The 25,524-nt window shown below is 63.2% G+C and carries 23 protein-coding genes and 1 pseudogene; 11 read left to right on the top strand and 13 right to left on the bottom strand.

Annotation, left to right across the window (positions count from 1 at the left end):
* Positions 1-20: 20 nt before the first annotated feature.
* The 7 genes from DRB19_RS02365 to DRB19_RS02335 form a co-directional block, all read right to left on the bottom strand.
* The gene (locus tag DRB19_RS02365; protein ID WP_114184414.1) at positions 21-1,454 is read right to left on the bottom strand and encodes an NAD(P)/FAD-dependent oxidoreductase; all 1,434 of its coding nucleotides are present in this window, start codon (positions 1,452-1,454) and stop codon (positions 21-23) included.
* Between the two features lie 84 nt (positions 1,455-1,538).
* On the bottom strand, positions 1,539-2,624 hold the full coding sequence (locus DRB19_RS02360; protein ID WP_114184413.1) for a hypothetical protein: 1,086 nt from the start codon (positions 2,622-2,624) through the stop codon (positions 1,539-1,541).
* Between the two features lies 1 nt (position 2,625).
* Complete coding sequence (locus DRB19_RS02355) at positions 2,626-4,161, bottom strand: AMP-binding protein (RefSeq protein ID WP_114184412.1); 1,536 nt, start codon at positions 4,159-4,161, stop codon at positions 2,626-2,628.
* 21 nt (positions 4,162-4,182) lie between these two features.
* Positions 4,183-5,946, bottom strand: coding sequence for an ABC transporter permease subunit (locus tag DRB19_RS02350; protein ID WP_114184441.1), 1,764 nt, complete (start codon positions 5,944-5,946; stop codon positions 4,183-4,185).
* A gap of 20 nt (positions 5,947-5,966) precedes the next feature.
* Entirely contained in the window at positions 5,967-7,046 is a 1,080-nt protein-coding gene (locus DRB19_RS02345; protein ID WP_308494255.1) for an ABC transporter ATP-binding protein, read from the bottom strand.
* A 238-nt stretch (positions 7,047-7,284) separates the two neighbouring features.
* The gene (locus tag DRB19_RS02340; RefSeq protein WP_114184411.1) at positions 7,285-8,352 is read right to left on the bottom strand and encodes an ABC transporter substrate-binding protein; all 1,068 of its coding nucleotides are present in this window, start codon (positions 8,350-8,352) and stop codon (positions 7,285-7,287) included.
* Between the two features lie 58 nt (positions 8,353-8,410).
* A complete protein-coding gene (locus tag DRB19_RS02335; RefSeq protein WP_114184410.1) occupies positions 8,411-9,184 on the bottom strand; it encodes an enoyl-CoA hydratase/isomerase family protein in 774 nt (257 codons plus the stop codon).
* A 128-nt stretch (positions 9,185-9,312) separates the two neighbouring features.
* Here DRB19_RS02335 and DRB19_RS02330 point away from each other — a divergent pair, with 128 nt between their 5' ends.
* From DRB19_RS02330 to DRB19_RS02305, 6 genes are all read left to right on the top strand, one after another.
* Positions 9,313-10,125, top strand: coding sequence for an IclR family transcriptional regulator (locus tag DRB19_RS02330; RefSeq protein ID WP_246690403.1), 813 nt, complete (start codon positions 9,313-9,315; stop codon positions 10,123-10,125).
* 152 nt (positions 10,126-10,277) lie between these two features.
* Positions 10,278-10,604: a (2Fe-2S)-binding protein gene (locus DRB19_RS02325; RefSeq protein WP_114184409.1), complete on the top strand. Its 327-nt coding sequence runs from the start codon at positions 10,278-10,280 to the stop codon at positions 10,602-10,604.
* Positions 10,597-11,970 carry an FAD/NAD(P)-dependent oxidoreductase gene (locus tag DRB19_RS02320; protein WP_114184408.1) on the top strand — a complete coding sequence of 458 codons (1,374 nt, stop codon included), beginning with the start codon at positions 10,597-10,599 and terminating at the stop codon, positions 11,968-11,970. Before DRB19_RS02325 ends, DRB19_RS02320 begins: the two co-directional genes overlap by 8 nt.
* Positions 11,967-13,142 (top strand): NAD(P)/FAD-dependent oxidoreductase, encoded by a 1,176-nt coding sequence (locus DRB19_RS02315; protein ID WP_114184407.1) that lies wholly within the window; start codon positions 11,967-11,969, stop codon positions 13,140-13,142. The genes DRB19_RS02320 and DRB19_RS02315 overlap by 4 nt, the downstream gene beginning before the upstream one ends.
* 5 nt (positions 13,143-13,147) lie before the next feature.
* Positions 13,148-14,113: an ornithine cyclodeaminase family protein gene (locus tag DRB19_RS02310; protein WP_114184406.1), complete on the top strand. Its 966-nt coding sequence runs from the start codon at positions 13,148-13,150 to the stop codon at positions 14,111-14,113.
* 11 nt (positions 14,114-14,124) lie between these two features.
* Positions 14,125-15,375: an NAD(P)/FAD-dependent oxidoreductase gene (locus DRB19_RS02305; RefSeq protein WP_162815559.1), complete on the top strand. Its 1,251-nt coding sequence runs from the start codon at positions 14,125-14,127 to the stop codon at positions 15,373-15,375.
* Positions 15,376-15,771: 396 nt separating this feature from the next.
* On the opposite strand, the gene DRB19_RS02300 is transcribed toward DRB19_RS02305, so the two are convergent.
* A complete protein-coding gene (locus DRB19_RS02300; RefSeq protein WP_114184438.1) occupies positions 15,772-16,563 on the bottom strand; it encodes a DUF4394 domain-containing protein in 792 nt (263 codons plus the stop codon).
* Between the two features lie 179 nt (positions 16,564-16,742).
* Between DRB19_RS02300 and DRB19_RS02295 the strand changes: the two genes are divergently transcribed.
* The 3 genes from DRB19_RS02295 to DRB19_RS31785 are packed head-to-tail and all read left to right on the top strand — an operon-like array spanning position 16,743 to position 18,016.
* Positions 16,743-17,246 carry a sigma-70 family RNA polymerase sigma factor gene (locus DRB19_RS02295; RefSeq protein WP_114184404.1) on the top strand — a complete coding sequence of 168 codons (504 nt, stop codon included), beginning with the start codon at positions 16,743-16,745 and terminating at the stop codon, positions 17,244-17,246.
* 38 nt (positions 17,247-17,284) lie between these two features.
* Entirely contained in the window at positions 17,285-17,836 is a 552-nt protein-coding gene (locus DRB19_RS02290) for an anti-sigma factor (RefSeq protein ID WP_245439235.1), read from the top strand.
* A gap of 12 nt (positions 17,837-17,848) precedes the next feature.
* Positions 17,849-18,016 (top strand): anti-sigma factor domain-containing protein, encoded by a 168-nt coding sequence (locus tag DRB19_RS31785; protein ID WP_276330593.1) that lies wholly within the window; start codon positions 17,849-17,851, stop codon positions 18,014-18,016.
* Between the two features lie 129 nt (positions 18,017-18,145).
* Here the strand turns inward: DRB19_RS31785 and DRB19_RS30985 are convergent.
* From DRB19_RS30985 to ampH, 4 genes and pseudogenes are all read right to left on the bottom strand, one after another.
* Positions 18,146-19,035 (bottom strand): annotated as a pseudogene (locus DRB19_RS30985) (cyclase family protein).
* A gap of 472 nt (positions 19,036-19,507) precedes the next feature.
* A complete protein-coding gene (locus DRB19_RS02275) occupies positions 19,508-20,572 on the bottom strand; it encodes a DUF2279 domain-containing protein (RefSeq protein WP_114184401.1) in 1,065 nt (354 codons plus the stop codon).
* Between the two features lie 251 nt (positions 20,573-20,823).
* Positions 20,824-21,249 carry a YqhA family protein gene (locus tag DRB19_RS02270; protein ID WP_276330592.1) on the bottom strand — a complete coding sequence of 142 codons (426 nt, stop codon included), beginning with the start codon at positions 21,247-21,249 and terminating at the stop codon, positions 20,824-20,826.
* A gap of 166 nt (positions 21,250-21,415) precedes the next feature.
* Entirely contained in the window at positions 21,416-22,552 is a 1,137-nt protein-coding gene (gene ampH / locus DRB19_RS02265) for a D-alanyl-D-alanine-carboxypeptidase/endopeptidase AmpH (RefSeq protein ID WP_114184399.1), read from the bottom strand.
* A gap of 402 nt (positions 22,553-22,954) precedes the next feature.
* Here ampH and DRB19_RS02260 point away from each other — a divergent pair, with 402 nt between their 5' ends.
* Together DRB19_RS02260 and DRB19_RS02255 are read left to right on the top strand one after the other, a co-directional pair.
* The gene (locus DRB19_RS02260) at positions 22,955-24,115 is read left to right on the top strand and encodes a L,D-transpeptidase family protein (protein ID WP_114184398.1); all 1,161 of its coding nucleotides are present in this window, start codon (positions 22,955-22,957) and stop codon (positions 24,113-24,115) included.
* A 144-nt stretch (positions 24,116-24,259) separates the two neighbouring features.
* Positions 24,260-24,733, top strand: coding sequence for a VOC family protein (locus tag DRB19_RS02255; protein ID WP_114184397.1), 474 nt, complete (start codon positions 24,260-24,262; stop codon positions 24,731-24,733).
* 62 nt (positions 24,734-24,795) lie between these two features.
* Here DRB19_RS02255 and DRB19_RS02250 read toward each other — a convergent pair whose 3' ends face one another.
* Positions 24,796-25,518 (bottom strand): GntR family transcriptional regulator, encoded by a 723-nt coding sequence (locus DRB19_RS02250; protein ID WP_114184396.1) that lies wholly within the window; start codon positions 25,516-25,518, stop codon positions 24,796-24,798.
* Between the last annotated feature and the right edge of the window lie 6 nt (positions 25,519-25,524).

The following is a 25,524-nucleotide window of genomic DNA, read 5'->3' as shown; positions in this document are numbered from 1 at the left end:
GCGCCAGGGAGCGCCGGTTCCTACCGGACGCCGATCCTGAGGCCCAGCATTTTCGGCAGGTGAGCAATCGCTCGGGCCAAGGCGGGAGCCTGTTGGCTGCGCTCGTCCGCCTCCTCGCAGGTCAGGATGGCGGAGCGGATGGCGCTGGCGCCGGCAAACCGGAACGGCTCGGGCGGCAGCCGCGGCAGGGCGCGGGTGCAGAAGGGCAAGGCCGCCCAATCGTCTTTGTCCCCGAGGACGAGAGAGGCGAGGCACTGCCCGGCGATGTAGGTGGCGTTCACGCCGTGGCCCGAGAACCCGCCCGCATAGTGGATCCGGGTTCCGGGGAGGGTTTTGAAGAACGGAAGACGGTCGGAGGACACGTCAATGGCGCCGCCCCACGCGCGGGCGAGCGGAACGTCGTGATAGGCGGGGAGCAGCCGCCGGAGGCCGGTCTCCGCGCGCGCGATGCTGGGGCCGTCGTGGGTCAGCTGCCGGGTCTCGGCGCGGTCGCCATAGCCGACCGGTCCGGAGCCTGATCCCATGAGGACACGGCCGTCCGGGGTCTTGCGAAAGTAGTGCAGGAACATACGCAGGTCCGCGAGACCCTCGTCGCCTGTCCAGCCCATGGCGACGAGCCGCTCCGGCGCAGGCTCGCTCATCACCACATAGCTTGAGAAGATGCTCACATGCGGCCGAATTTCCCGCATGGCGCTTAAGGCCACGTTGGTGGCGAGAACGATCTCGCGGGCTTCGATCTGTCCACGCGGGGTTCTGACCCGGCATGATGGGCGCCCAGGATCGACGCCCAGCATAGGCGTGTTCTCGAAAAGAGTGACGCCCCGGTCAATGACTGCCTGACGGAGCGCGCGCGCCAAGCGAGCGGGGTGAACCGTCGCTGCGTCCGGAAAGAAGAGGCCCCGTCGGAATGTCGGCGAGTTGCAGCGTGCGTGAACCTCCTCCCTCGAGAGCGCCATGACATGGTCCTGCGCGCCGAGTTCGCCAGCGAGGCGGACGACATCCTCGATCTTCGTCTCTTGGGCGGGAGTCGTGGCGACCACCAGGTTGCCGCCCTCCCGCCACCAGATATCGCGTCCGCTCGCGGACGCAAAGGCGCGGATGCCGTCCTGGGCCCGGTCGCCCGCTTTCGCAATCGCGAGAGCTCCGTCCGGCCCGAGAGCCTGGACGCCCGTGCCGAGGGATGACCAGTAGCCGTGGACCTTTCCACCGTTCTTCCCGCTCGCCCCGGAGCCGCAGATGGAAGCCTCTATCAGCGCGACGGACAGGTCGGGGCGGCGGCTCTTGAGCGTCAGCGCGGTCCAAAGCCCAGCGAAGCCGCCGCCAACGATGACGACGTCGACGCTGCATGCACCCTCGAGGGGAGCGGCAGGGGGCACGTTGCCCTCATGCTTCAAGGCTTCGTCGAGCCACCAAGACCGGTCGGAAGGGGCGATGGAGGGACGGGAGGATTGCATGGTGACACACCGTGATGAGCTGCTCCGGACCTGTGCCCGCGCAAGGTCGGGCATCGGACGGCGCGGCAGGCGGAACGTTCGAACTCAGCCCTGCTGCTGCAGCTTCGTGCGCAGCTCGTGCATGGAGCGATAGACCTCTTCGAGGTCGGACACGGCGAAGCCCTCCGCCAAAGCAGGGGAGTGCTGCGCCAGGCGCTCGCGCAGGACACCCGTGTAGCGTGCCTGCCCGTCCGACCCGACGACGAGGCCATTCTCCTCCTCGTAGCGCGTGTTCCACGAGATCGCCTCCTCCCGCGATAGGGACGGCGGGAGATCGAGGGAAAGGACGCCATTGGTCAGCTGCACCGGATAGCCGCCAGGCAGGCCGTACGGGCCTGGAACATGGCCGGCCCACGGGCGGCCCTCCGCAAGGGAAAGGATGAGCGGCACGCCACTGGCCCCCGAGATGTCGATAACCGGCTCCGGCGTCAGCTTCACGTTGCGGAAGGTATCGAACACATCGGCCACTTCCTCGCCGTCGATCCAGACCCTCGGGGACGGGCCGGAGCGGGCCTCCGCCGCCCGGCGCCATGTCCCGAGATTCTGATAATGGGCAAGGACCTTGATGCGGCTCCTGTCCATGAGATTTTGGTCAGCCGCGAAGGCGCTGGACAGGATCGCCACATTGCCCATGCCGCAGATGACCTGATGTCCGAGAGCCTTGATCAAGCCGTTCACAACGTCCGGAAAGCTGCAATTGATCAAGGGAGCGCTGCTCCCGAGCTGTGTCATGGCAACCGCCACACGGGCGCTGAGAAGCGCCTGGAAGACCGCGGTCGCGCTCAATCCGCCCTCGGCGACGAGCCGGCTCCAGGCATCCCCCGACCCGGCGATGACCGACGATGTCTGCACGGACGCCGCCTGCACGACTACGTCCGGAGCGGTCTCCTGGATCATTGCAACTGCCGCGCCCTCGGCGAGGAGATCGGTCTCCCGCGCGACGACAATAACGGGGGTGCCGAAGATCGCCGCGCGGGCTCCGGCCGCGACCTTCAGCCATTGCAGGCGTTCCCGGTTACGCCCTGCGAGGACCACCCGAGTTGGGGCCGTCGCGGTGGCGGCGATGTCGAACAGGATGCGGGCCGCGAAGGCGCCTGTTCCGGACAGAAGGACAGTTGCTTCACGCGTCATGTCACGATCCTTGGGCGAGCCTGTCCCAGCAGTCGTCGAGACGCTTGGACAGCTTGTGCTTCATGATCCGCTGGCTCGGCGTGCGTTCGAACTCGTCGACGACGGCAATGTAGCGGGGGTTCTGATAGGGGGCGAGGCGACCGGCAAGCCAAGCCGAGATCTCCGCTGGCCTCACCTCGCTGCCGTCCTTCGGCTTGATGAAGAGCTTGATGTCCTGCTCGCCCACATCAGCCGCAACGCCAATCATGGCGCAGTCCTCAACGGCCGGATGATCGGCGGCCACGTGTTCGACTTCCCAGGCGGAGATGTTCTCCCCCTTGCAGCGGACGCTGTCGGTCATCCGGCCGTGGAAGATCAGATTGCCCTCGGCATCGTAGGATCCCAGATCGCCGGTGTGCAGGGCTCCGTTCCGCAAGGCCTTCTCCGTGGCCGCCGGATTGTCGTAGTAGCCGGGGAACAAGGCGCCGGGCAGCGAGGTGCGCACCACAATCTCCCCGCGCTCGCCCTGCGGCACCGGCGCGCCGTCCGCGCCGAGGAGCTCCACGGTGAACCATGGAACCGGGCTGCCCACGGAGCCGACGACGTCCCTGTCGTTGAACGTCGTGATGCTGGAGGCCTCGGTCATGCCGTAGCATTCCCTAATCTGAACCCCAAACCGGTCCTGGAACGACGTCCATATTTCGCCTGGGCAACCACCGCCCCAGGCGATCCGAACGCCGTGCCCGCGGTCGAGCGCCGAGGGTGGCTGCTTGAGGAAGATCTGCAGGATGCCGCCCAGATAGTGGATATGCGTCGCGCCGTATTCCCGCACCTGGGACCAGAAGCGGCTCGCGCTGAAGCGATCGACCATCGCCAGGGCGACGCCGCGGGTCATGGGAAGGCCGAGGAGCTGAGCGCCGCCGATATGGTAGAGCGGCTCCCACACGAACATCACGTCGCCCGCCTTGGCGGCAGCCACGAGGCCGACAGCCTCACCGGCCAGCCGCATCATCCGGTGGGAGACGATCACGCCCTTCGGGTGTCCGGTCGTGCCGGAGGTGTACATGATGGCGAAGGGCGCTTCCATGGCGGGCGCCGGATCCGCGAAGGGAGCCTCAGCGCCGAGAACAACGTCCAGCCGGGGATGCGCCTCGTCATGCCCGTTGATCAGGAAGCCGTGCGGCGGAAGCGCCGCCCCACACTCGGTGATGGTCGGCAGGAGCTCGCCATCGGCGATGACGAGCACGGGCTTCGAGTGGTTGATGATGTACTGCAGGCCCTGGCCGCGCTGTTGGGCGTTCAGCGGGATCCAGACCAAACCCGCTTTGGCGAGCCCGAATACCACCGCGAGAGTTTCCACACTGTTGCGCATCATCACCGCCACGTGCTCGCCGGCCTTCAGGCCGCGGGAGCGCAGCCAGGCCGCCACGGCCGAAGACCGGGAATCTAGCATGGCGAAGGTGATCGGGTCCCCATTGAAGTGGGCGAAAACGCCCTTGGGGTTTTTCGCGGCATGCAGGCGCAATAGATCAACGAGATTTGTGTCGTCGGGAAACATTGGTTTGCTCAGGTCGTGGGTTTATGCCGTGCGGCGGAAGCGTTCGGCCAGAAGAAGGAGGACGGTTACGATCACGAAGACCACCACCGACACCGCTGCGAGGGTCGGGTTGAGCTGCAGGATCATGTCGTCCCACATCTGCTTGGGCAGCGTTGTCTTGATTCCACCGCTGACAAAGATCGCGATCGTGAGTTCGTCGAAAGACGTGATGAACGCGAACAGGAAGGCTGCGACCAATCCCCCCTTCACGAGAGGAACCGTGACAAGGAAGAGGGTTTTGACGCGGTTTGCTCCAAGCACGGCCGCGGCCTGGTCCAGCCGCCAGTCGTAGTTCTTCAGGATCGCCGTAATGGTCACGAACGCAAAGGGAAGAGCCAGTACGGTGTGTCCGATGACCAGACCCATGTCCGTCGCGACGAGGCCGATCTGCGCAAACAGGTAGAACAGACCGACGGCGATGATGATGCGAGGAACGATCAATGGTGCCAGGAACGTTGCAAAGATAACCCCGCCCCAGCGGGTGCTGGAACGCGCCAACGCCAGCGCCGCCAGTCCGCCGATGAGGGTCGCGCAGAGTGCCGTTGCAGCGGCCACGCCGAAGGAGCGCAGGGTGGCGGAAAGCCAGACGGGAGATGAGAAATAGGTCTCGAACCACTGCATGCTGTAGCCCGGCGGCGGAAATTCCAGAAACTGCGAGCTTGTGAAGCCGATGGGGATCACCAGGAGGGTGGGCAGGACGAGAAACGCAAGGGCGAGGGCGCAGTAGATGGGGAGGAGCAGCTGCGCTCCCCGTGTGCCGATCACCTTGCGAACAACGTCGGCCAGCATGGCGCTCGCCTTGGCGATAACACGCAGGATCGCGAGCCCGATTAGCCGCAGACGGCCCGATCCTCCATTCTGGGCCGAGGTTTCTCCGCCCGACAGTGACGACAGGCCGAAAAGCCGGTCGTAAAGCCAGCACGTGACGAGGGCTGCAACGAGCATCATGGCTGCAAGGGCGCCGGCGAATGCCCAATTCAAGAGCTCCTGCACCTGCGTGATGATGAGCTGTGCGAGCATGGTCTCGCGCCTTCCGCCCAGGAGAGCCGGCACGATGAAGAACCCGAGGGACGAGATGAAAACGAGCAGACCGCCTGCAGTCACGCCAGGCAGGGAGAGCTTGAAGTAAACGAGCCAGAACGACTGGGCCGGCGCCGCGCCCAGCGCCTGCGCCGCCTGGATCAGGCGGCGGTCGATGCCGATCATGATCGGCATCATGGTCAGCACCGCGAGGGGAATCATGGCGTGGACCATTCCCACCATGACGCCGAACTCGTTATAGACGAGAGGGAACGGTTGGGAGGCCAGGCCGCTTCCGGTCAACATGTTGTTGATGACCCCGGTGCGGCCGAGCACGACCATCCACGCGAAGGTCTTCACGAGATAGCTCGTCCAGAACGGCACCATGACCAGAAGGACCATGCGCTCCCGAAGCCCGTCCCTCAGTCCGGCCAGCCAGTAGGCCAAGGGATAGCCGAGCAGGATCGAGAAAATCGCCGTGTTGCCAGCAATCTTGAAGGTGATGCCCAGAACCTGAAGATAAACGTCCGTGTTCGCGATGCGGGCATAGCTCTCCAGGCTGAACGCGCCGCTCGCCGGATTCTGTACGCTCAGAGCCAGAAGGCGCAGGACCGGGAACAGGAAGAACACGGCCAGGAAGGCCAGGCCAGGCGCTGCGAGCCAGAGCGCATTGGGGCGAAAGTAGCGCTGGCGAGGCGAAAGGGCGGAAGCAGTGGTTGCGGTCATGCCTGCAATTCCCTTGGTGTTCATGGCACCAGAACCGCTGCGTCCGGATTCCAGCCCAAAGCCGCGCGCTCTCCGAAGGCCGGAACGGGATGGCCGGGCGGGAGGCGGACGATCAACGTCTCACCTTCATCTAAATCGACAATCAGTCGGGTTTCGGATCCGGCATATACCGTATCCATGACCCGTCCCATGACGGTGTTTCCCTTATCGCTGCCGAGGGTAATCTGCTCTGGGCGGACCACGATGGCGGCTTCTTTGCCGACGCTCGTGGCGCCCGAGGGGAGACGGAAGCTTCCGTGTCTGGTCGAGAGACGGATCTCACCCCCGGAGGACGTATCGACCTGACCGCGGAAGATGTTCGAGATCCCGATGAAATCGGCCGCGAAGGCGGTCGCCGGCTTGGCGTAGATTTCATGAGGGGTACCAAGCTGCTCGATGCGGGCATGGTTCATGAGACAGATCCGATCCGAAAGGGCGAGCGCCTCCTCCTGATCATGGGTCACGTAGATGATGGTTGCGCCCGTCTCGCGATGGAGCTGCTTGATCTCGATCTGCATATGCTCCCGCAGCTTCTTGTCGAGGGCGCCGAGAGGCTCGTCCATGAGGATGATGGACGGCTGGTAGACAAACGAGCGCGCAAGAGCGACGCGCTGTTGCTGTCCGCCGGAGAGTTCGCGCGGAAAACGGGCCGCCAGGTGGTCGAGCTGCACCATGGCGAGCGCATCCTTGACGCGCTGTTTGAGCTCTGCTGCGGGAAGGGCGCGCATGCGAAGGGGAAACTCGATATTCTCAGCGACCGTCAGATGAGGAAACAGGGCATAGTGCTGAAACACGAGCCCGATGTCCCGCCGATAGACCGGTGTCTGGGTCTGGTCGCGTCCGTCGACGAGAATGCGGCCCGAGCTCGGTTCGACGAGGCCGCAGATCATCTGCAGCAGCGTCGTCTTGCCCGATCCCGAGGGTCCAAGCAGGGTGAGGAACTCCCCTGTCGGAACATTCAGTTGTGTCGGCTCCAATGCCGTGACGTCGCCATAGCGCTTGGACAGTCCGTCAATGATGAGCTTCGGCGTGGTCACGCCGTCCTTCGCTACCATCGTCATTGCAACGTGTTCCTTTGTCTCGTCGCGCGCGTCAAAAGCAGATTGCCGCTGCCGTCCGCCGGGAGAATGCAAGAAGCGCGAGCTTCGCCGGGTTCCCGACCAACTGCGTCAGAACCGCGATCAAACCATAAGGTGCGCGCGAAAGCGGCTCCCCGGATGGTTCATGCGCTCCGACTTGGCTTTCCAGGGAGGCGCCGCCGCTCCAACCGCAGATTCCGGCTCGCGGCGGCGCTCGCTATCAGCTCAGCAGCCAGCTGTTGAAGCGCTCGGTTACGGCCGCGCGGTTCTCGCTCCACCAGGCTTCGTTGGCGACGCGCATCTTCTTGAGGTTGTCGGGCGAGGTCGACAGCACTCTGGCTCGCTCCGGCGAGATGCTCTTGTACGCATCGAGATTGGTCGGCCCATAGGCCAGAGCTTCCGTGAACACAGCCTGACGGTCTGCGGTGGAGCAGAACTTGATGAACTGCTTCGCGGCGTCCGCGCGTGGACAGCCCTTGGGGATCGCCCAGCCCTCGATGGAGTAGAGCCCCTGATCCCAAACGATCGTTGCGGGCGCGCCGCCATCGATTGCAGCCTGAAGGCGTGCGTTCCAGCCGGTCGTAAGATCGACCTCGCCACTTTGCAGGATCTGCGTCGACTGTGCGCCGCCGGTCCACCAGATGGCGATGTGCTGCTTGATTTTATCAAGGCTCTTGAAGGCCCGATCGACATCGAGCGGATAGAGCTGATCAATATTCACGCCATCGGCCAACAGGGCCTGCTCGAGAGTGTCGATGGGGTTCTTGCGCAGGGACCGGCGGCCCGGAAACTTTTCTACGTTCCAGAAATCGGCCCAGCTCTTCGGCGCATTGTTCTTGAAGTGGTCGTTCCTGTAAGCAAAGACCGAAGAATAGACGTCCGTGCCCATCCAGTGCTCGGTGATCGCCTCCGGCATCAGGCCAGGCGCCGCGTCCCGGGTGAAGCCGATCGGCTCGAGAAGATTCTGCTTCGCCAGAATGTCCCGGGCTGAGAGCGTCAGCGTGCAGACATCCCAGGTATAGGACTTGGTTTCGACGATCGCCTTGAACTGGGCCGTCGGCTCGGCCTCGCGGGCGACGTTGACCACCTTGATCCCGGTCGCCTTCTCGAAAGGATCGTAGAATGCCTTCCGAAAGGCCGGGCCGAAGGGACCCCCTGGATCGGCAACGGTGATTGTCGTCGCGGCGAAAGCCCGGCCGGAGAGACCGGGCATTCCCAGAGCCAGTGCTGTGCCTCCAGCCGTCTTGAGCAGGTGCCTTCGATTCATCTTCAGAGTCGTATCACTCATGTCGTCCTCCTGTTGCGCAGGTCTTGAACCCGCATTCCCTCGTATTATGGCCCGGGCTTCAGCCCTTCTTTGCCGCGGCCTTGCGGGCCAAGAACTGTTCCATCATCCGTGCCGGCTCTCCCGACGCGTATGCCTCTCTCTGAATCCGGACGCCGGCGGCTAGGCAGTCCCGGAAACCTTCCTCCGTCATCTCGCGGAAGCGCTGGCGATCCAGGCGCATGGCCACGGGCGGCTTGCTCGCGAGCAGCTCCGCGAGTGCAAGCGCCTCGCTCATCACCTTGTCCTGGGGGACCAGACGGCTGAGCACGCCGACGCGGTAGCACTCTTCCGCATCCATCATGCGCCCGGTGAGCGTCAGGTCGATAGTATGGGCAAGGCCGATGATCTCGCGCATGATCCAAGGGCCGGTGGTGCTGGCGATCCCGGAGTTGATCTCCGGTTGGCCCATGGTCACGCCCGGGTGACCGACCCGGAGGTCGCACAGGAGCGCCACCTGGAACGCTGAACCGGCCGCAACCCCATTCAGCGCAGCGACGATCGGCTTCGACAGTGAGCGGATGCGGTCGTACAGCCGCTCCCATTCGCCGATCCACTGTTCCGCCCGCTCGGCGTCGAAGCTCTTGGTCTCGTTGAGGTCCTGTCCGGCCCCGAACGCACGATCGCCGGCGCCCGTGAGGATAACGGCACGAACCTCGGAATCCTCCTCCATGGCCGACAGGGTAGCGGTCAGCTCGTCCCGCATTGCGGCGTTCCAGGCGTTGAGAACCTCGGGTCGGTTCAAGGTGATGACGCCAACAGCGCCTCGCCGCTCACTCAAGACGAATTCAGCCATGGTTAAGAGCCTCCTGTGACTTTTATTGCAATGCAATAGTTATTATTGCATGTTCGGCTCAATATGCTACTATTGTCAACCTCCTTCGGATTTTTTATCGAGCTTGTTTCAGCGAGGGAAACACAAGTATGGCCATCAGCAACGCAAAGAAGATCGAAGACGAGGGACCGCCAAAGCGCAGTCGCGCCACAGATCCGTTGATGGTAATGTCGGTTGAAAAAGCTTTTCGGGTTTTTTCTGTCTTCGATACGCAGAGTGCGAGCTTGAGCTTGTCGCAGATTGCCGCCGCCACTGAGATGGATGTCAGTGCGGCGCAGCGTTTCACCCATACTCTCACAAAGCTGGGCTATCTCCGCAAGGATGCGGAGACGAAGCGATTCGAGCTTACCGCGAAGACACTTCAGCTGGGCTACTACTATCTGCGCAGCAATCGCTTGGTCGAGCGGGCGATGCCTTACCTGATGCATCTCTCGAAGGAGACGGAGGAAACCGTCAACCTCACCCTGCTCGACGACACCGAGATCATCTTCATCTCCCGCTTCATGAGCCGGCATATGCTGAACACCGACGTGATCATCGGTTCACGGATGCCGGTTTACTGCACCGCTCCTGGCATCGCGATCCTGTCGCGCCTGCCGGAAGACGAGGCGATCGCCATTCTCGAGCGTTCGGACCGAAAGCCCATTACTCCCTCGACCACGTGGAAGATGGACGATCTTGTGAGAAAGCTGCGGTTATCGCGGGAACAGGGTTTCGCTACCGCCTTCGAGGAGTTCTATCGCGGCGACGCCTCCATCGCGGCGGCTGTCCTGGACGGGAACGAGCGCCCGTTGGGCGCCATCAACATCGCGGTTCCGCTGTCGCGCTTCTCCGGCGAGGAGGTCGTGGAACGCTTCGCGCCGCTCATCATCTCCGCGGCCCACGCGATCTCTCGCACCTGACAGGCTGACGGGCATTCGCCACCGGCGCGAGAGCTTGAGCTAACGACGCAGAACGGGCGCGGCTTCGGCTCCTATCCTTGACAGCACTTCTCGCTCGATCCTACCATTCCCCAAAGTTTATTGCATTGCGATAAAGCTGTGGTGGTGAAGTGATGTCAGATGAAGCCTTGGGTCGGGTATCCAAGGGGCAATTCGTGAGGGTCGCCACCCGTCGCGGCGCATCATTACGCCTGACCGTTGATGGGGATCCCGTCGAGGCCGTCGAAGGTGACAGTTTGCTCGCCGTGCTCATGCTGAATGGACGGGCTGTCCGGCATCTCGAGTTCGGCGGTGAGCCACGCGCCGGCTTCTGTCTCATGGGAGCTTGCCAGGATTGCTGGGTCTGGCTCGGGGATGGTGAGCGCGTGCGGGCCTGCACCACGCTGGTTGCCGATGGCATCACCGTGTGGACCGATCCCCGGAGGAGCGGCCATGTCTAAGGTGGTCATTGTCGGCGGCGGTCCGGCGGGCATTCGCGCGGCGTCCGTTCTCGTGGAGGCGGGCCTGCGGCCGGTTCTGGTGGACGAGGGTCGCAGGGCGGGTGGGCAGGGCTACCGTGCGCCGGCTCCCAATCTCGACCTCGATATGAAAAGCCTGATGGGAACGGAGGCGGATAAATACAGCCGCCTTCATGCGCTGTTCGCTTCTATGCGGGAGCGGATCGACTACCACCATGGCACTCTCGTCTGGGGCGTCCATGAGCGGGCCCTCCACACCCTGGCCGACGGGGTCGCACGCACGATACCCTACGATGCGCTGATCCTCGCAACCGGCGCCACGGACCGCATCATGCCCTTGCCGGGATGGACCTTGCCCGGCGTCTTCACGCTCGGCGGCGCCCAGGTGATCCTCAAGGATCAGGGATGCCTGATCGGGAACCGGGTCGTCTTCCTCGGCAGTTCTCCGCTGCTGTTTCTGGCCGCGCTCCAATACCGGAAGTCCGGTGCGTCGGTCGCAGCGGTCGTCGACACGACCCCGCTCTCCGCCAAGCTCGTGGCCATGCGCGATCTTATGGCGAGCCCACGCACCCTAGCTCGCGGGGTCATGTACCGCACGGCCCTGCGCAGAGCTGGTGTTCCGTTGATCGACGGAGCGACAGCACTTGGGGTCCATGGGAAAGAGCGGGTGGAGGGCGTTCGGATCAAGGACGGCCGCGGGCATGAGCGGTTCATCCACTGTGATGCCGTCGCGTACGGTCACGGCCTCAAGCCGGAGACGCAACTGGCCGAACTGGCTGGAGCTCACTTCCGGTTCGACCCGGTGTTCCGGCTCTGGTTGCCGGAGACGGACACGGATGGACGGGCCGGACCGGATCTCTATCTGGCTGGCGATGGGGCCACAATCGGCGGAGCGGATGCCGCAGAGGCGAGCGGCGCGCTCGCGGCCCACGCGCTGCTCGCCGACATGGGGCGGCCTTCACCCGAGCCGGAGCTGGCGCGGCTACGGCGGCAGGTCGGTCGTTTGAGGCGCTTCCAGCGTGGGCTGGCCCGGGCTTTCGCGTGGCCGGTCTCGCAGGCAGCAGCTCTTCCGGACGAGACTATCGCATGCCGATGCGAGGCGGTGACTGTGGGAGAAATCAGGGCCGCCATCCAGACGCCGCTCGGCCCTCGGGAGGTGAACCGCGTCAAGGCCTTGACCCGTTGCGGCATGGGCCGCTGCCAGGGACGCTTCTGCGGTCCGGCCCTGCAAGAGATCGTGTCGGGCGCCTGCGGAGAACCCGTCGCGGATGTCGGCCGGTTGCGCTCGCAGGCGCCGGTGAAGCCCATCCCTCTCCATGCAGTGTCGGAGCTGGAGCAAACACGATGAAGACGGCACAGGTTGTCATCGTCGGGGGCGGGCTCATCGGGACCTGGTCGGCCTTCTTCCTGGCCAAGCGCGGCTTTCAGGCGATCCTTATCGAGAAAGGCGTCGTCGGCGCGCAGTCGAGTGGAGTGAATTTCGGCAACCTGCGCCTCCAAGGGCGCTATCCGGGGCAGTACCCACTCTCCCTGAGGTCGCAGGCAATCTGGGAGGAGATCGGGAGCCTGATCGGCGATAGCTGCGAGTTCGAGAAGACCGGCCACCTCTACGTCGCGACGAATGAGGCCGAGCAGGAAAAGTTGGAGCAGCACGCGCGGGTCGCCGAAGGGCACGGCCTCGTCATTGAGCGGATCGACCGCACCGGACTCCGGCGCCGCTGGCCGTGGCTGGGCGAGGAGCTTCAAGCAGCGACCTATTCGGCGCGGGACGCCACAGCCAATCCGCGTCTCGTGTCGCCGGCCGTCGCCCGGGCCGCGCAGCGCCTTGGCGTTGAGATTGTCGAACATGCGTGTGTGCATCGGGTCCGCAAGAACGGCGATGGCTTCACCATCGAGACCGATACGGGCCTCACGGTGAATTGCGCCGCAGTGGTGAACGCGGCAGGCGCATGGGCCTTGTCCATTGCCGAGGCCTTCGGCGAGACAGCGCCCATGTTCGCGGCCGGGCCGCCCCAGTTCGTCACCGAACCCATACCCTACCGGGTCGTGCCGTCCGTCCAAGCTGTGAGCGGCTCCGTTATCTTTCGGCAAATCCCGCGGGGCAACGTCATCTTTGCGGGATATCCACGAACCGTCGCGGATCCCGTGCTCAACCGGGCGCCTGTGCCGCCGCAGAAGACACTCAACGGCATGCGCAATCTGGTGCGGATCGCACCGTTCCTGAAATCAGCGCAGGTCATCCGCGTCTGGTCCGGGATCGAGGGCTATCTTCCCGACATGCTGCCGGTGATCGGGGAGAGCGAAACGACTCCGGGGCTGTTTCATGCCTTCGGTTTCTGCGGGCATGGTTTCCAGGTGGGCCCCGGAGTCGGCGCGGTGCTTGCGGATTTGATCGTGGACGGCAGGACCGACACTTCCATCGCGCCCTTTTCCATCAAGCGCTTTGAAAACGACGTTCAGGTCTCGGAAAAACTGGCGCATGAATTCGATGCGCCAGCGTCTCCTGGTCGGCCGGAGTGAAGGCGATGGGGACACTTCTTTATCTTTCGGCCGAGGATATCGCCGCACTTAGGATATCGCCTCGCGCCGCCCGGGAGGCGCTCGCGCATGCTTTCCTGCGTCACGCTAAGGGAAGAACTCACGTTCAGCCGAAGCTCACCATACCGATCGGGGCAGGTCACTTTTTCCAATCCCTCTGCGCCGCCATGCCTGATCCGCCATACGCGGCGACGAAATGGGTCGGAGTTTCGGCTGTAAACAGCGAAGCCTCTCTACCGAACGTCAACGCGTTGATCGTGGTAAGCGATTTCACCACCGGCGTTCCGGTCGCGGTGATGGACGGCACGCGCCTGACGGTGCTGCGTACGGCCGCCATGTCGGCTCTGGCGGCCCTCCATCTCGCCCGCCCGGACAGCGTCTCCATCGGGTTCGTCGGTTGCGGCGCCCAGGCTTATGGGCACCTCGCCAGCCTGCGGGAGGCGCTGCCGGGGCTGCGCGAGGCGGTGTGCAGCTCGCGCAGCCGCACGTCCGCGGAACAACTCGCGGCATCGGCGATGGAGATCGGTTTCCAGGCCCGGGTTGCGGAAAGTCCCAACGAAGCGCTTGCCTGTGACGTCGTCGTTACGACAGTCCCGGCGCAGCCCGGCCTTGAGCCGTTCCTCGATGCCTCCCTGCTGAGGCCCGGCTGCTTCGTCGCGGCAGTCGATCTCGGACGCCCCTGGCGCGGCGACATGCTCAGAAGCGTCGAGATCTTGGCCACCGATGATCATGCCCAGGCGGCAGATCCCGCCAATCGGGCCAAGCTCGCCTACCCGGGGCCTTTCGATGCCGATCTGGCGTCCCTGGTCAGCAGGACAGCTGCCGGCCGCACGGGCGAGCAGCAGCGCGCCATGTTCCTTTTTCCCGGCTTCGCGCTGGCCGATCTTGCGATCGCGGCCGAGGTCATTGAGCAGGCCCGGCGGAGCGGCCGCGGAGTGCAACTGCCACTTTGAAGGAGAGGGCTGTGGCCAACATCGCTATCGTCGGAGCGGGCGTCATCGGTGTTTCGTGCGCCGCCTTTCTGCAGCGGGACGGGCACTCCGTCACGATCTACGATCCGGAGCCGCCGGGGGAGGGATGCTCCTTCGGCAATGCCGGAAGCATCGGGCCAGGCTCCGTGGTACCGCTGTCGACGCCGGGTATCGTGCGGCAAGCGGCGTCGTGGCTCACGGATCCCGACAGTCCGCTGTGGATCGACTGGCGCTACCTGCCCCGGGCTCTGCCCTGGCTCGCCCGGTTCATCGCGGCGGGCACGCGGCCGCGCGTCGATGCCGTCGCGAAGGCGCTCCGCGCCCTGCATGCCGACAGCTTCAAGCATTACCAGTCGCTTCTCGGCGTCGATGCTGGAAGCCTGCTTCACGTGTCCGGTCAGCTCTATCTCTACGAGAGTGAGGCAGCCTTCGTGAAGGATGCGCTCGGCCGGGAGCTCAGGGCCGCGCTTGGCATTCGCTCCGAGATCCTGGAGCCTGACGAGATCAGGGAGATGGAGCCGTCGCTTGGACCTCGTTTCACGAAGGCGGTCTACCTTCCGGACGCGGGCCATTGCAGCAATCCACATCGCCTCGTGGCGGCAATCGCCGAAGGCGTCGCCCGTGAAGGCGGCCGGTTCGTCCGTGCTGCCCTGAAGGATTTCGAGCGAGAGGGCGAGAAGGTTCGCGCCGTCGTAACGGAGGCCGGCCCGATGCCCTGCGACTTGGTCGTGATCGCGGCCGGCGCATGGTCGGGGCGGCTGGCGAAACGGCTCGGGCTCAGCATCCCGCTCGAGAGCATGCGCGGTTATCACGTGATGTTGCCCATGCCGACGCCGGGTCCGACACGCCCGATCTATCCCCTGGCGGCGAAAATCATGATGACACCTATGGATGAAGGCCTTCGGATCGCCGGAACGGCGGAGATCGCTGGCCTGGATGCGCCGATGAACGAGCGTCGCGCCGCCGTGCTGGGGCGCCTCGCCAAGCGCTACTTCCCGAGCCTGACGGGGGAACCTGTCTCCACGTGGATGGGACATCGGCCGGCGACACCCGATTCCCTGCCGGTGATCGGTCCCTCGCCTCGGCACTCGAATGTCGTTCTCGCATTCGGGCATGGCCAAACCGGGCTCATCGGGGGCTCGACCACCGGACTTCTGATCGCGGACATCATTGCGCGCAGGAGACCGATCATCGATCCTTCCCCGTATAGGGCAGACCGTTTCCAGAGCGTCAGGCGGCACTAGCGGAAACGCGTTTTGCGATCCATCCGACGCTCCACTCCATAGGCACCGTACCATTGAGTGAACCGAAGGCTCCGGTCAGTGAGGCATCGGGTTCAATTCTCTAAAGGATGCGCGAGAGCATTCTCCGGCGAAGCGGCTCCCAGCTAGGAAATGCGGCATGGCGGCGAGGAGAGATGATCCCGCCCAAGAGGGGGGCAGCTCTAGAGCTCACTGGATCTTAAATGTGCTTGGTCAGGCTGCGTGTTGATTATGTCGAGCTGACAATAACGGTGACGGCTATGTTCGACGGAACCTGCTGGTCAACCTTTGCATTGCTGGCATCACCAGGGAGGCCCTCTGTGAGCGCCTCCCTGTACCTGTGCGCTATCCCCGATCACGAGAGCGCTAGTCCCGCCATCACATCATCGCCGGCAGCGCCGCGATGTCCCGGACCAGACCGCTCACCCCAGTGATCTTGCCGACCGAAGTTGCCTTGCCGGTCGCGAGATCGACCTGGTAGAGGGTATCGCCAGCCATGAGCCAGCCCGTGTTCATGCCCTGGCCCGCAGTCTCCCCATAGACGATGTCAAACGCTGCATTCTCGGCCGTCATCCCGGTCATTCCGATCGAGTTGAGGATACCGTCATTCGGCGGGGCCTGCTTCGTCAGGACTCCGGTGGCGTCGATGTCGTAGAGCACGGTCTCCTTCGCGCCTTTCATGGAATTCGTATAGGCGCCAGCCACGATCCTGGGGGCCTTGCCCTTGTGCATATCGTTATCGCCAAACCTCAGTTGACCGTCCTTGGTTACCTTGCCGTCGTCGACATTGGCGCGAAGGTTGGTTCCATCCGAGCCGATCACGCGCAGACGGTCCGCCACCGGATTGAAGTCAACCGTCGCCATCACGCCGGTTGGGATCATCGTGTCGAGCTTGGATTTCTGCGTCGCCTTACCCGACGCACGGTCGATCGTGACGACCGTGCCATCGGACACGAGCCCATAGAGGAGGCCATCCGAGGGCCTGATGTCGATGCCCAACAATTTGCCGGAGAGGCCCGACACTTTCATCGATTTGTCGGTCCGCTTCGTGGCGACGTCAACGAGGGCGATGGTGTCATCGCCGACAAGCGCCGCTACGGTCTGGGCCTGGGCGGCGCTGGCGATCAGCGTCGTGCCGAGGAACGCGACGGCAACGATGGACGACTTCATGGTGGTCTCCATTATGGGTTTCCCGGCACAAAGCGGCCGGCGATGGGGCTACACGGCAGGCAAAGGGGCGGATGCACCGCATTCTGAATTTTTTGTCGAGGCTGCATCCAAGACCGGCACTCCCGTGTAATCTGCATGGACTAGGAACGGAGACCTGCGTGACGGCGGCGTTGGGGACGATGCCTTCCTCGCCTTTCGACCTGAACAACGCCCTGCGCCTCACAGCGAGGGGTGATCGCATCGCCTTGCGCAGCATCTACGATGCGGAAGCATCCCGGATGCTGGGGGTCGCGATGCGCCTCCTGCGCCGGCGCGCGCTGGCGGAGGAGGCCGTGCACGACACCTTCGTGCAGGTCTGGCAGAAAGCGGCCAGCTTCGACCCGGCGCGGGGTGAGGGGCGTACCTGGCTCTACGCCATCCTGCGCAACCGGGCGCTCAACATCCTGCGGGGGGAGACCCGGACGGACCTCACAGAGGATTTCGAGTCGATGGGGCTGGAAGCTCCCGGGGAGGATGCCGAGGCGCTCGTGGTCCGTCTTTCCGACGCAAGCGCCCTACGCCGCTGCCTGGAACGCTTGGAGCCGCTCCGCCGCAAGGCAGTCCTTCTCGCCTATGTGGAGGGTCTAAGCCACGGCGAACTCGCCGGCCGCCTCGGCGTTCCTCTCGGCACCATGAAATCCTAGATTCGCCGTTCCCTCATTGCGCTTCGGGAGTGCATGCCATGACTCCGGAGCACGAACGGCTCGCCGCAGAGTACGTCATCGGCCTGCTCGATGGTGACGATCAGCGCATCGCCCAGCGCCTCGTCGAAAATGATCCTGGCTTCCAAGCGGCCGTTGCGCAATGGCAGGCCCGTTTGGCGGAGCTCGACGCTACGGCGCCGCCCGTGCTGCCGGGAGCCGAGCTCTGGAGCAGGATCGAAACAGGTCTGGACGAGGAGTCGGCGACCTTGCGGGTCGAGGATCCAGCGCCCCCTGTGATCCCAAGCCCGCGCGCCGCCTTCGCGGCGCTCTGGCGCTCTCTTTCGTTCTGGCGTGTTGCAGGCATTGCAGGCGCATTCGCGTCGCTTCTGCTGGCGCTTGGGGTGGGCCTGCTCGCCACGCGCGCGGTGCGGGAGCCGGTGCTCATTGCGGTTTTGCTCACCGAGCAGAACCGCCCAGCCGCGGTTGTAAACGCGTTCGCCGATGGCAACGCCGAGCTCATCCCGCTCGAGGCCATCCCCGTTCCGCCCGGCCAGGCGCTCGAAATCTGGACCCTGTGGGATCGCGCCTGAGGCCCGGTCTCCATCGGCTTGATCGACCAAGCGCGCACGGTGCGTCTCAACGTCGGCAACCTGCCGCAGACCGGGCCGAACCAGCTCTTCGAGATCACCCTTGAGCCGGCCACAGGTTCACCTACCGGACGCCCGACCGGTCCGGTGCTGATGAAAGGCACCACCAGCACCGCGCTCTGAGTAATGAGGCCAGACCAACACCCATGGCTGTCCTTCGGACCAGCGGCACAAGTGCCGCGACTGGGCTAACCGTATGAGCAAACTTGGGTCGTGCCTCTGGGAGAGAAAAGCTCTCCCAGAGGAGAAGTTCTAGCGTAGAGCGATGGGCCGCAGGGCCGTGCCGGCGACTGTCCCGCGAATAGCATTTGTGGAGAGGATATAGGCGAATTCGTAAGCTCGGTCAGCGGCAAGCTGTTCCAGGTTGTTGAACTCCAGAATGTGGACACCCTGTTCCGTCAGCAGATACACGTGAACCGGGTTGAAGCTACCGCCCATGGCCTGAGAGTCTTCCGGCTTGGGAGGGACATATTCCAGCCCGGACGTATCCGACCCAATCATCAGTGCGCCTTTCTGCTCAACGAGCCACTTGGCTGCCTTAAGTCCAATTCCCGACGAATCATGTTGGCCGATCTTCGTGTGGTCGCTGCCATTTGCTCCCCAGTAGCGCGCCGTTCCGGTCCGGATCAAAGCGACAGATCCGGGCGAGACGTCGATGTTCTGGGCCCGCAATGCCCCTCAAGATCTTCAACGGTGATCTCGTAATGGGACGGCAGAGCGTCGACATTCTTATAGCCTGCCACATCGATCAGAACCCCACGGGCAATGATCGGCGGGATGGTCGTGACGTCAGCCTTACGCAGTCCAAAGTCACCGCCCCACTCATCGGCTTTGAAACCGTTGTAGAAGTGGTTGTCCTGGCCGTGGGTGATGTGGCCGAGCCCATCAATCTGCGTGGCGACATTGTCACTGATGAACAGAGCGCTGCTATGCCAAGCCGTGCCGCCCGCGTTGCCGCCCTCCGGTGTGGTGAATGGGAGGTCTTTCTGTCCCTTGACGCCAGCCGGCGTCCGAAAGCTCATGACTTCGCCTGGGCTGTGGCCGGGCCACTTATACGAATTCCGATCATACGCTAGCCCAAGATCATAGGCCTTGCCTTGCTTGACCAATTGCAGGGCCGCCAAACGGGTGGCATCGGTCATCTCGTTAAGAGCGCCGACCTCATCCTCCTGCCCCCAGACCCAGCCCCAACCTTTGCCTTTGGTCCACTTTTTCATGCCCGCGTCCTGCGCGGCTATCGGACTGAACGCGAAAGCAACAAGACCGACGGAGACAATCAACGATCTAAAGAGTCTCATGAGGTATTCCTCCCTAGAAGACTGGCCACTGAAGGCGGCACAGCACGGTAACTTTACGCGAGCCACCGAGGCGAACCAATCCACCCGGAAGGGAGCGCCTTCTCCAAAGAGTGGGTCGAGCCGGAGCGTATCGGGACAGGATAGGTATCTGACTGATCTGAAACTCTGGGAAGCATATTGAACGACTCCCGGCAGCACTGATTCTCATCGTCGGTTCGATGATCGTGACTGGCCTGGTGAGACTAATGACAAGGCCGCCTAACACTCGCCCGGAGCTGGAGCCTGCGGACAGTCGAGCCACGCAAGCCGTCAAGGTTTAATCCCTGAACGTGGTGCCCATCCGGCGCACCGTCGAAAAGCGGTTCTCGTAATAGACGGATGTGTAAGGCACCTGGACGTATTCAAATGTCTTCCGTACCGCCCAGCCAGGGAGCGTGTCCTTGTATCTGGCGAGGTTTGGAGTAGGTCCTGATCCGAAGAGGACCTCGTTGAGGTTAAGCCCCAGTCCGATATAGAGGGATCGCTCAATCGGATAGCCAAGCTCCCGCTCCTTCTCCTCGAAACCACGCGCATCGAAGCCGGTGTGCAGTTCGAGGTAGCGCAGGGGCGTGTTCTTGAGTGTTTCGAACCCGCTGCCCTTCAGGGCCATGATGTAGCGCTGGCGCTCGTACGGTGGGAGAATGCCATTCTCCCCCGTGATGCCCGGCCGCTCGAAGCTTGCAGGTGTGTACATGATCCTCCAATCCAGCTTCTCTCGGAGCCCCGGGATGGAATTCCGGAAGACTGAGAAGAGCGCACCAGCGCCGTTCGCAATGATGTCCTCACGAGAAAAGCGGTGCCTCCCCGTGAACCCGTCTAGGGTCTCGACCAATCCCATGATGCCGAATGCGATGAGCGAGGCTGTGATCGGGGCGCCTGCCGGATCCGACGCGTTGGCGCGGATCCGGTCCGTCAGAAGGTCGGCGATCACGTAGGTCGAGAACGAGTGTCCGATCTTGTCCATCCCGCCGTGCCGGGTGTTCTTGGAGAACCAGCCTTCCTCGATGGTCTGGAACCCGGAGCCGTTGCCCCAGTCCCAATCCTTGATGCCAACGGTGGCGATCGCCGCTCCGACGACGGCCAGCTCCCACCGGACCGCATGCAGATGATCGCCCAGATGACTGACCGAGTAGAACGTCGGAGGGATTGGGATCGGCTCAGGGTTTGCCGTCGCGGTCGGCGCAGCCGTGGCGACCGCGGCTGCTTGCATTTCCGCATGTTGCCCCTTCGCGCGGAGGGCGGGGCGGTACTGCGATGGTCCGCTTGGTTGCGCCAGGGAAGCCTCAGGGCGCAAAACGGTGCTCAGGACTGCAAGGCAAGCCACGAAGGCAACGACCCGCATTGGCCGATCCTCTTCCAGTGCCCCCTGATCGTATCTTTCAATGGTAAGGGGCGGAACTCAACCCCCTGGCAGAAACTCTATCCTGCCAGGGCCGCAAGTCGGCAACGACGGTAAACGGAACCTCAAGGCCCATATGCCGGTACCTTGGAACTGAAAACTGGGAGTGGCGCACTAGGCCTCTCGGCATGACTGACGCGCCGCCTCGAACAAGAACGCTTCATCCTGGCGCCAAGTGGAGACATTCACTGATGTCACCGATTTCGTGCCGGCGGTTGCCCCATGAGGCACAGGGCAGCGGCAATCAGCACAATGGAGATGGGCTTTATGAGCGTTTGCCATGCCAGGGCATTGCTGCCGACCGCGAGGTCGGTGGCAAAATCGACCACAAGGTAGACGATGATGACCTCGACCAGTATGTGCTTGAGCTCACTGACGCTCTCGACATGCATCAGCCCTGGAATGTTCTCAGGCGCCTTGCCGCCCCGCTGGAACACGAACCCAAAGGCGATCGCATAAGCGAAAATGATGAGAACGACACCGAACAGGAAAGCGTCCGTGGCCCCCATCACGGCAGCCGAGACTTCCCCGGCCTGCCCGAAGCCGCTCATCCAGAGCGCTTCGGCTCCATGGAGAAGTTTCACTCCAGCGAGTCCGAACATCAGCAATGCGCCGAGCAGCGCCCCAAGGCAATCAGCATCAGGAAGCGCAACGGGAGGAGATATCGCACCATTTACCCGACCCTGCCTGAATTCTCCTCTGGAATGGTTCTCCGGTGATGAACCAGCCTAATCCCGTCGAGCGCGACGACCCTTGAACGCGACAGCCTCGACGACGCGGCCTCCATCACCTCGGTGTGAGTTCGCCGATGAGGTCGTTGACCTCCTTGGCCATGGTCATGGCGGCCGAGAAGTTGAACCGGTTGATTGCGACAAACACGCCGATGCCTTGGGTTGGCGAAAAGGCTGTGTAGGTAAATATACCCTGCAAGCCTCCGGCCTTCTGGAGGATCAAGGGCCTGCTGCCCTCCGGCCGCATGATGATCCAGCCAAGCCCCAACGCGTCCATGTGACCTGACTCATCAAGGCTGAAGACTGGGCGCAACCCCTCGCGAGCGACATAAGCCGCGTGGTCGAGGAGGCGAACTTCCGCACCGGTTCCATCTGTTCGATTCAGGTGCCAAGCCAACCAGCGCAGAATGTCATTCGTCGAAGAGTAGAGGCCGCCCGAGCCGACGGCCATTGGGCTTGTCAGGACAACCGGCATGGGACTGCCATCGAAATCATGGCCCTGCATCAGGTTAGCGCGTTGCACCTCGGTGAGCGAGAAGCTTGTTGCCGTCAGTCCCGCAGGCCGAAGAACACGCTCGCGCAGCAGGTCCTCATAGGGGAGCTTGGCGGCCGACGACAATGCAGCCGCGAGAAGGTCGAAAGCGAAGTTCGAATAGAGCGCACCTGTTCCTGGGGCGAAGAGAAGCCGATCCTTTTTCAGGTTGGCGATGAACTCCTCCTTGGTAAGAGTCTTCATCGGATCCTCTGGCGGACTCGGGGGGCGCTCGATCTCCCGCGGCAAGCCGCTGGTATGCGTGACGAGGTCGATCAAGCGAATAGGCCGACCGTCACGGGCCGGAACGGATACATTCCAGTCGAGATGCTTATCGAGCGGGTCCGTCAGGTGCACCGTCCCGTCAGCCACCAGGCTCGCCAGAACCGTGCCGGTAAAGACCTTTGTGATCGATCCCACCCGCATCATGGTGTCGCCGTCAGGAGCCCGATCGACATCGTTGCCAATGCGGCCAAAGCCGGCAACCGCGGTCTGGCCGTTGCGTACGGCTCCGATGACCAGCCCGGGAACGCCCAGGCCGTAGGAGAGGATCGCGCCGGTGAAGCTGACGGTTTCCTCAAGAAGCGGGTCTTGCGCCCTTGCAGGCGAGCCCAGACCGATGGCAACTGCCGCAACGGCGATCACGACCCACGGCCTCATGGCAGGCATCCTCCCAATTCGGGTGCAGCCACATTAGCAGATGCCTGCCACTGAAGCTTGAGAGGTGAAGCTGGGCCTATCCTAAATTGTCAGAACCGACCCTTTGCGCAAAGTTTGCTGCTAGCACGCGGCAAACGTTACCCGAGGTTCTACATTCGGGCCGCAAGCGGCCCCTTCACGGCCAAGCTTAAAGGTCCTTTTCGACGTTAAGCTGGCTTTCGAGTGCAGCTAGCGTGCAGGCATGCCCCAGTATTCCAGCCCAGGTCCAGCCACTTGTTGCCGCAATTGCCTGCAACAGCAGATCTACTCTGTTGCTCACGCCACAGGCTATAGTCACGCACCTTAACAGAAAGCTGCCCAATCGTGACGCTTAGATGTCCACCTCTGCCTATCTTGGCCCTCATGGCCGCTGCCCTGATGGTTCAGGCTGGGCAGGCTGCGTCTGGATATCCCAAGCACGAAGCGCCCATTCCCGCTGCCACGGTGGCTCTGATGAGGGGGAAGAACACCTCGCCAGCGGAACCAATGCTGATCCGTGTGTTCAAGAAGGAAGCGGAACTGGAAGTCTGGAAGCGCAGCGCAAGCGGGCGGTATGTTCGCCTCAAGACATTCCCCATCTGCCGCTGGTCAGGCCAACTTGGTCCCAAGCGGAAGGAGGGCGACCGGCAGACCCCGGAAGGCTTCTACGCCATCACCGCCTCTCAGATGAACCCGAACTCCAAGCACTATCTCTCCTTCGACACAGGGTTTCCCAATGCGTATGACCGGGCCCAAGGGGCAACCGGGTCTGCCCTGATGGTTCATGGAACATGCTCCTCCGCGGGCTGCTACGCCATGACGGACGCGGGTATTGCGGAGATCTACGCTCTCGTGCGGGAAGCATTCAGAGGCGGTCAGAAGGCCGTCCAGCTGCAAGCCTATCCGTTCCGCATGACGGCAGAAAATCTCGTCCGGCATCGCTTGGACCCGAACATCGCGTTCTGGCGGCAGCTCAAGGAAGGTTCGGATCGCTTCGAGGCGACCGGTGAAGAACTCGTCGTGGGCGTCTCGGCGGGGCGATATGCCTTCCGACCGGCCAGGAGTCAGGAGACGGAAACAGAGGTGCTGGCCTACCGGGCGATGGAAGACGACCATATGGTGGTGTTGCTGGAGGAGGGGAGGGCGGCCGTCCGGACCACCTATGCGGATGGTGGGCAGCACCCATCGTTCACTGCCCTGTGGCGCCGCGGCGTTTCTCTGGGCGAGGTGAGCCGCCCGGAGGCATTGGCTTATGCCGGGCTGGAGCGTGTGATCACGCCGGCGCGTGGGACACGACTGGCGTGTCTTGGGACAGGCTCTTGCTCACCCCCATCCACTGAGGGGAGGGCCGTCTCTCCTCCCGCAGCGGAAGAGCGGCTCGTGACAATCACACCCGCGGAAGGCCCTCTCGTGTGGTTGGAGAAATTACCATCCCTGTTCACGTCCGCCGCGAGCGGTGGCGCGACCATGAGCTTCAGGCACGACCAGGCAATGATTTCAGGGGCTCATGGAATCGTGCCTGCCCGCTTGGCAAAGCGTCTCTGACAAGGCTTGACGCAAACCTAGCGGACGGTAGCGATCGCGTCCGACGCGGACCGATCCGAGGTGGAGAAATGCGGCTCTCTATCTATTTTGGAAGAGCGATGGGAAAAGGGCGAAGTATTGGCTTCAAAGCGAAAGGGACACGCAATGGCAAAGAATACGATTTGCCTCTGGTACGATAAGGACGCCGAGGCTGCCGCTCGCTTCTATTCCGAAACCTTTCCTGACAGCGTGGTGGGAGCCGTGCACCGCGCCCCCAGCGACTTTCCGTCCGGCAAGCAGGGCGACGTGCTGACGGTCGAATTCACCGTTGCGGGCGTTGCCTGTCTCGGCCTCAACGGCGGGCCTGTGTTCAAGCACAACGAAGCCTTCTCGTTCCAGATCGCCACCGACGATCAGGCAGAGACCGACCGCTACTGGAATGCCATCGTGGGCAACGGCGGCCAGGAGAGCGCATGCGGCTGGTGCAAAGACAAGTGGGGCGTGTCCTGGCAGATCACGCCACGCGTACTGACGGAGGCGCTGGCAGCAGGCGGCGATCAGGCCAAACGCGCGTTTGATGCGATGATGGACATGACGAAGATCGATGTCGCCACAATCGAGGCGGCGCGGCGCGGCTGATGCTCCGTCGCGTATGGCGGCGCAATTGCTGCAAGCAGTTGTCCACTCCGAGTACAGGCTGACTATCGCCTAACATACCCAGGATACTGGACGCTGATCTCATCCACATGGGAAAGGGTGCCTGACAGGTGATCACGAAGGTGCTTTTGTGCCTCGTCAGGTTTGCCTTCCGCGATTGCTTGTACAATCAGTTTATGATGCCGCACGATTCCCTGAATTTTGCCGGGGGTCGGAAGGTAGAGCCGCCGCAGGCGGTCGATATGTCCGCTGCGGCTGCGCACCAGCATCCAGAGGTCCTGCATCTGGGCGGCTTTGTAGAGCTGCCGGTGGAAAGCCTGATCGGCGGCCTCGAAAGCTTCCAGGTCCTGAGCCTCCATTAAAGCCTGCTGCTGCGCCAGCAAGCCGTTCAATCTCGCGATGAGTCGCGGCTCGGGGGCAAGAGCAAGGCTCCGCACGATCTCGAGCTCCAGTGAGCGTCGTAGGAAGTGGGCTTGGCTGGCCAGCGTCAGGTTGATGGGGCTGACCACCGTGGCATGCTGGGGAAAGACCTCGACGAGACCTTCCTCTTCCAAGCGCATCAGCGCATCGCGAATTGGGGTCGAACTGACGCCGAACTGGGTCGCGAGGGTGGTGCGCGACAGGGTGGTGCCGGGGGTCAGGTCCAGCGAAATGATCGCTTCCCTCAGGCGCTCGAAAACCTGAGGGGCCGCTTGGCGGCCGCGCTCCAAGCGCTCCACCGCCTTCGGAATGTGCTGCTGCTTGAGTGCTGATCTAGAGGATGACATGCAATA

The sequence above is a fragment of the Microvirga aerophila genome (assembly GCF_003332305.1).
GTDB classification, from domain to species: Bacteria; Pseudomonadota; Alphaproteobacteria; order Rhizobiales; family Beijerinckiaceae; genus Microvirga; species Microvirga aerophila.
Note: the sequence above shows the minus strand (reverse complement) of the source record. Positions and strands in the feature narration are given on the sequence as shown.

Bases quoted from the DNA above. Each gene is read 5' to 3' on its own strand.
- DRB19_RS02365 (WP_114184414.1), bottom strand. From the start codon at position 1,454: ATGCAATCCTCCCGTCCCTCCATCGCCCCTTCCGACCGGTCTTGGTGG.
- DRB19_RS02360 (WP_114184413.1), bottom strand. From the start codon at position 2,624: ATGACGCGTGAAGCAACTGTCCTTCTGTCCGGAACAGGCGCCTTCGCG.
- DRB19_RS02355 (WP_114184412.1), bottom strand. From the start codon at position 4,161: ATGTTTCCCGACGACACAAATCTCGTTGATCTATTGCGCCTGCATGCC.
- DRB19_RS02350 (WP_114184441.1), bottom strand. From the start codon at position 5,946: ATGACCGCAACCACTGCTTCCGCCCTTTCGCCTCGCCAGCGCTACTTT.
- DRB19_RS02345 (WP_308494255.1), bottom strand. From the start codon at position 7,046: ATGACGATGGTAGCGAAGGACGGCGTGACCACGCCGAAGCTCATCATT.
- DRB19_RS02340 (WP_114184411.1), bottom strand. From the start codon at position 8,352: ATGAGTGATACGACTCTGAAGATGAATCGAAGGCACCTGCTCAAGACG.
- DRB19_RS02335 (WP_114184410.1), bottom strand. From the start codon at position 9,184: ATGGCTGAATTCGTCTTGAGTGAGCGGCGAGGCGCTGTTGGCGTCATC.
- DRB19_RS02330 (WP_246690403.1), top strand. From the start codon at position 9,313: ATGGCCATCAGCAACGCAAAGAAGATCGAAGACGAGGGACCGCCAAAG.
- DRB19_RS02325 (WP_114184409.1), top strand. From the start codon at position 10,278: ATGTCAGATGAAGCCTTGGGTCGGGTATCCAAGGGGCAATTCGTGAGG.
- DRB19_RS02320 (WP_114184408.1), top strand. From the start codon at position 10,597: ATGTCTAAGGTGGTCATTGTCGGCGGCGGTCCGGCGGGCATTCGCGCG.
- DRB19_RS02315 (WP_114184407.1), top strand. From the start codon at position 11,967: ATGAAGACGGCACAGGTTGTCATCGTCGGGGGCGGGCTCATCGGGACC.
- DRB19_RS02310 (WP_114184406.1), top strand. From the start codon at position 13,148: ATGGGGACACTTCTTTATCTTTCGGCCGAGGATATCGCCGCACTTAGG.
- DRB19_RS02300 (WP_114184438.1), bottom strand. From the start codon at position 16,563: ATGAAGTCGTCCATCGTTGCCGTCGCGTTCCTCGGCACGACGCTGATC.
- DRB19_RS02295 (WP_114184404.1), top strand. From the start codon at position 16,743: ATGCCTTCCTCGCCTTTCGACCTGAACAACGCCCTGCGCCTCACAGCG.
- DRB19_RS02290 (WP_245439235.1), top strand. From the start codon at position 17,285: ATGACTCCGGAGCACGAACGGCTCGCCGCAGAGTACGTCATCGGCCTG.
- DRB19_RS02275 (WP_114184401.1), bottom strand. From the start codon at position 20,572: ATGCGGGTCGTTGCCTTCGTGGCTTGCCTTGCAGTCCTGAGCACCGTT.
- ampH (WP_114184399.1), bottom strand. From the start codon at position 22,552: ATGAGGCCGTGGGTCGTGATCGCCGTTGCGGCAGTTGCCATCGGTCTG.
- DRB19_RS02260 (WP_114184398.1), top strand. From the start codon at position 22,955: ATGGCCGCTGCCCTGATGGTTCAGGCTGGGCAGGCTGCGTCTGGATAT.
- DRB19_RS02255 (WP_114184397.1), top strand. From the start codon at position 24,260: ATGGCAAAGAATACGATTTGCCTCTGGTACGATAAGGACGCCGAGGCT.
- DRB19_RS02250 (WP_114184396.1), bottom strand. From the start codon at position 25,518: ATGTCATCCTCTAGATCAGCACTCAAGCAGCAGCACATTCCGAAGGCG.